Genomic DNA, 4892 nt, shown 5'->3' with positions numbered 1-4892 from the left:
CGACCAGCGACACGGAGGAACCCGGCCCCGCGCCGGGCCCTCAGCATCCCGCCAAAACAGCGGCAATCACGCGAATCAGACTCATCGAGAAGCGGCTATGAAACCGCACTCAAGTGAAAGACCGAGGCTAGGTCTAATACTGCCGGAGGTTATTGACACCTTAGAGCCTGGTAAATAAGGGTTTCGGTGTGTTGGTGACGGGCGAGGCGGCGAGCCATCACAATGATCATGGCCCATTGGACCATCGCGGCGTGGTGTTCAAGGAGCCGTTCATAGTCGCGGACGGTGCGCCGGCACCGGTTGATCCACGAGAAGGTACGTTCGACCGCCCACCTGCGGTGTAGGACCACAAGGTGGTCTGCCCGGCGAGTGTGGCGACGATCCGCACGGTCAGGGCGAGGTGGGTGGCGGCCCAGTCGACGAGCCTGCCGGCGTAGCCGCTGTCGGCCCAGACCAGGCGGATGCCGGGGAAGCAAGCGTGCAACGCCTGAAGGAGGGGCGGGCGCCGTCGCGGTCCTGCACGTTGGCGCCGGTGATCAGGATCGCGAGGAGCAGGCCGCAGGTGTCCACGGCGATGTGCCGTTTACGGCCGTTGACCTCCTTCCCCACGTCGTAGCCGCGGCTGGCCCGCCCGACGGTCTCCGCGCCGCGTACCGACTGGGAGTCGACCAGCGCGGCCGTCGGCTGCCGGTCGCGGTCCTCGACCTGGGCGCGGACCTGTTCACGCAGGCTGTTGTACATGCGGTGGAGCGTTCCGTCGGCGGTCCAGGTCTTGAAGGAGTGGTAGACCAGCTTGTGGTGGGGGAAGTCGGCCGGTAGCGGGCCTGTCAAACGAACGGCTCTGGCGCAGAAACGGTGGTGACCTGAGTCCAGAGTGGTCGGTTCCGTGGTGCATCCTGACCCCGGTGCGAGGTGATCAAGACGGTCTTTCCTCTGCTGTCAGGGCTGGTTATCGACGGGGTGATCGATCAAGGGGCGGTGGTGCGGGTCGTCGCCCGCACGCCGGTGGCCCCGGTGCCGTGCTCGGGATGTGGGCAGCTCAGCGACCGGGTGCATGCGTATCACCAGCGTCGGCTGGCTGATCTTTTCGTTGGTGGGCGCTGCGTGGTCGTGCAGTTGCGGGTCCGGCGCCTGGTCTGCCGGGCGGGGTCGTGCCCGCGGCGGAGGTTTCGGGAACAGGTGCCCGCGCTGACTCCGCGATGGGCGCGGCGGACCCGGCAGCTGACCGCTTTGGTCGCCGATCCGGCGGTGGCCGTCCGGCCGGGCCGGCGCGGCGGTGCTGTCCCGATTGGGTGTGCGGGTCTCCCGCAGCACCGTCCTGCGGGTGCTGATGACGGCGGTGCTCAGCGTCGACGACTTCGCGCTGTCCCGGGGCCGCCGGTATGCGACCTTGCTGCTTGACACTCCAGTGATCGAACGTGCATCATTGACCCTGAACGATCAATCGACTCTTTGGAGCGTCGCTATGCGCAAACGTTCAATCGGTATTGCTGCCGCAGCCGCCACGCTGATGGTGGCTGCAACGTCGACCCCTGCCCACGCCTACGTAATCTGGGACGGCGACGCCTCGCAGGGGACAGGTGTCTTCGGAAACATCGAGTGCCCGTCGCCCGGCAGCGTGGTGACTGAGGCTCAGACCGACGGTCACGGCACGGTGTTCCGCTACACCAAGGGCGCCAGCGAATGGCGGTGCGAGTCGCGCAATATCAGGGTCGGTGGGTCGCGCTACACCTTCCAGAACAACTCCACGTACTACCTGGGCTGGGAGAGCAAGCTCGACAGGGTCAGCCTCCCCGGCGGTGGCGACTTCGTGGTCTTCCAGTGGAAGTCGTATCCCGACGGGACGCAGACCTACCCGCTGCTCATGACGGTCAAGGACGGGCGGGTCCGGCTGCACTACGTCGCCCCGGGTAACTCGTGGCACGGAATTTGGTCCGGTTCCGTCGCAGCCAACGACTGGCACCGATTCGTCCTGGGGATCCACACCTCCGACTCGACGACCGGCGGCTGGGTGGAACTGTGGTTCGACGGCGTCAAGCAGACCTTCAGCAACGGCTCGCAGCGCTACACAGGTCGCATGTGGGACAGTGCCAACGAACCCAAATGGGGCGTGTACGACCGCTACAACGAGACCGACAAGATCATCAACCGCATTGACAGCCTGAAGATCGGCACCGCCTACGCAGACGTCGACTGAAAGCCGACGCTGAAGTCCCCCGCTTTCGCGCAGTGGTGGTTACCTGGCGCCGGTTAGCTCAGGCTCAACGATAGCCGTCTGCGGATGATCGTCGTGGAGGATGTGCAAGGCCGTTTCGTTCTCGTCGGGGCTGAGGGGAGCCGGTTCCTTCTGGACACGGCGGCAGTTCTACCAGCGGTGGATGTAGGTGAAAATCGATTTAGCCCCGGGTGGGTTGGTGTCGCTTGATGATCGGCTTGTGGCGTGGGGCTCGTTGCTGGTTACGGCTGCCTTTGGGTCGCCCCGGTCCTGGTCTGGAGGGTTCCGGTGGTCTGGCCGGCGTGGCTAGGCGCGGGTGCAGGCTGCGGAAACCTCGGCGGATCCGGTAGGGGGTCAGGGTGGCTGTGGTCAGCGGTCGTTCCCAGGGCAGGCGTCGGTCGGCGATCAGGGTCCGGGCGAGGCGTAGCTGGGTATGTGCCGCGGCCACGATCCAGGTCCACAGGTCGGCTTGGCTCGGGTGACGCACCGCGGGTGTGGTCCAGGCGAGGTGCTGTTTGATGAATCGGTTGGTGTGTTCGATGGCGAACCGGCGTAGGTAGGCCCGCCAGATCAGGTCGAGGTTGAGCGGATCGGGGCCGGCGGTCCACAGCCACAGGGTCTGTGGGGTGCCGGCCTCGACCGGTCGGGTCAGGCTGACCCGCACGACGGTTCCGCGGATGATCGGGACGGCCCTTGGTGTCTTCGCCGCCCACCTGCGTCGTTTGCTTGGCTTGGGATGCAGCCCGGTCCACGCCTGCACGTGGACCGGACCGTAGGTGTCACCGACGGTGTGTAGTTCACCGGTGGGGTCGGGCCAGGTCGTGGGATCAGCGCAGGCGAACCGGTCGCCGTGCAGTTTGGGTCGGCTACCACTGCCAGGGGTTTTCGCTGGCGGGTCGCAGTAGAAGACCCGGTCACGGCGGATCCGCCCGATGATCCGGGCGGGGGCGTGGGGATCGGAGGCCACCCGAGCTGTCGCGGTGATCGGGCAGTAACCCGCGTCCATGCAGAACACCGGCACCACACCCGGCCGGTGACGGGCCAAGCCCTGCACGAGGGCGGCCATCTGGTTGCAGGCCACCTCGGTGGCGTTGTCCTCAGGGTCCACCCGCACCACGTCGACCGGCGCCGTCCAGGAATCCGGCGTCGAGGAGACCTGACAGATCCACTGGTAGGCCCATCCCGGCACCACCCGGCCCCGCCGATCGCCTCCCGGATCAGGCACACGACACATCCCTCGCCGTGGTGAACACCCCGCCTCGGAACGCGGCCACGCCGTCACATCCACCGCGAACACCGGCCACCACCCGGGCAGACTGCCGATCAGCAGATCCCGCACCGCCGCGACGTCCACTCGCCCTTCGACAAGGACGCGTACACACTGCCCCAACCCCGACGCAACGCCGGCTCCAACGTCAGATGCGGGCAGCGACGCCACCTGACCCGGCGTGGTCAACACCGCGTCCGTGACCTCGAACAACGTGTCCGCCCACCCCGTCAAGCACCGATACCAGCCCTGGCGGAACTCCACCAACCGGGTCACGGCATCCGCGTGGCGTTTCCTCACCCACGCCCGCATGGCCCACAATGACGGCCACGGCCACCGCCCCACATCGAAGATCTTGGTCGATCCCGATGATCAGGCGGTGGCCGCTCCACGTCACGACAACACACCGAGCGAACCCGCACCATCTCGACGCAGGGTCAAGGGCGCGTCTCAGTTGGTGGCCTTGGCCAGCCTGCGGTAGCAGATGAGCAGGCAGCCGATGTCGGCGAAGGCGAGGAAGTGTTCGGCTGTGCGGTCGTAGCGGCGGACCAGGCGGCGGTTGCGCAGTAGCCAGGACAGGCAGGACTCGACGATCCAGCGGTGGCGGCCAAGGCGCTGTGAGGACTCGATGCCTTTGCGGGCGGTGCGCACCGCGATGCCGCGTCGGCGGACTTCCGTGCGCATGGCGGGCTGGTCATAGGCCTTGTCCGCGTGGAGCTTCGCGGGGCGGTGACGGGGTCGCCCGCGTGGCGAGCGGATCGGGGCGTTCGAGTCCAGCAGGGGTAGCAGCAGTTGGGAGTCGTGGGTGTTCGCGGCGGAGATGAGCACGCTCAGTGGTACGCCGCGTCGGTCGCACAGGACATGGATCTTCGTTCCCGGTTTGCCGCGGTCGACCGGGTTTGGTCCTGTGAGGTCCCCCCTTTTTCGGCCCGGACCGCGATCGAGTCGACCACGGCCCGCGACCAGTCGATCTCGCCGATGACGCCGAGTCGGTGCAGCGGTTGCTGGTGCAGCCCTTCCCACAGCCCGGATCGGGTCCACTGGGTGAAGCGGCGGTGCGCGGTGGCACGGCTGATGCCGAACAACCCGGCCGGTAATTTCCACCAGGAGCAGCCGGCCTGCACCAGGTACACGATCGCCGCGAGCACCGCCCGGTCATCGGCGCGCCGTTTCCCGCCACCCTGCGGCCGCTTGGCCGGTACGGGGATCAACGGCTGCGCGATCTCCCAGAAATCGTCCGGCGCCCACGTACGCACCATGTCATCGATCATCGCCGTCACGAAACGAAGATCATGCCGCAGCTACCACACCGTCCATCTGAGACACGCCCTAATACGGCAGCCGCCATTGGCGGTCTGACCTCGCGGGATGCGGTGGGGGCGTGCGAAGTGGACGCAGCCGCCTGTCGAT

The 4892-nt window shown here is 67.0% G+C and carries 6 protein-coding genes; 2 read left to right on the top strand and 4 right to left on the bottom strand.

Annotation, left to right across the window (positions count from 1 at the left end; genetic code table 11):
* Nucleotides 1–149: 149 nt before the first annotated feature.
* The gene (locus tag ACVCAH_RS37490) at nt 150–476 is read right to left on the bottom strand and encodes a transposase (RefSeq protein WP_447140947.1); all 327 of its coding nucleotides are present in this window, start codon (nt 474–476) and stop codon (nt 150–152) included.
* The gene (locus tag ACVCAH_RS37485; protein ID WP_447140946.1) at nt 391–831 is read right to left on the bottom strand and encodes a transposase; all 441 of its coding nucleotides are present in this window, start codon (nt 829–831) and stop codon (nt 391–393) included. The genes ACVCAH_RS37490 and ACVCAH_RS37485 overlap by 86 nt, the downstream gene beginning before the upstream one ends.
* 81 nt (nt 832–912) lie before the next feature.
* On the opposite strand from ACVCAH_RS37485, the gene ACVCAH_RS37480 reads away from it, so the two are divergent.
* Together ACVCAH_RS37480 and ACVCAH_RS37475 are read left to right on the top strand one after the other, a co-directional pair.
* Entirely contained in the window at nt 913–1401 is a 489-nt protein-coding gene (locus tag ACVCAH_RS37480; RefSeq protein ID WP_447140945.1) for a transposase family protein, read from the top strand.
* A complete protein-coding gene (locus tag ACVCAH_RS37475) occupies nt 1331–2197 on the top strand; it encodes a heparin lyase I family protein (RefSeq protein ID WP_447140949.1) in 867 nt (288 codons plus the stop codon). Before ACVCAH_RS37480 ends, ACVCAH_RS37475 begins: the two co-directional genes overlap by 71 nt.
* Nucleotides 2198–2396: 199 nt before the next feature.
* Here ACVCAH_RS37475 and ACVCAH_RS37470 read toward each other — a convergent pair whose 3' ends face one another.
* Complete coding sequence (locus tag ACVCAH_RS37470; RefSeq protein WP_447140944.1) at nt 2397–3440, bottom strand: hypothetical protein; 1044 nt, start codon at nt 3438–3440, stop codon at nt 2397–2399.
* A gap of 492 nt (nt 3441–3932) precedes the next feature.
* A protein-coding gene (locus tag ACVCAH_RS37465) for an IS5 family transposase (protein WP_447140948.1) occupies nt 3933–4741 on the bottom strand; the annotation gives its coding sequence in 2 pieces (ribosomal slippage) (nt 3933–4400 and nt 4403–4741; 807 coding nt in all).
* Between the last annotated feature and the right edge of the window lie 151 nt (nt 4742–4892).

Source organism: Micromonospora sp. LZ34 (assembly GCF_052981855.1).
Note: the sequence above shows the minus strand (reverse complement) of the source record. Positions and strands in the feature narration are given on the sequence as shown.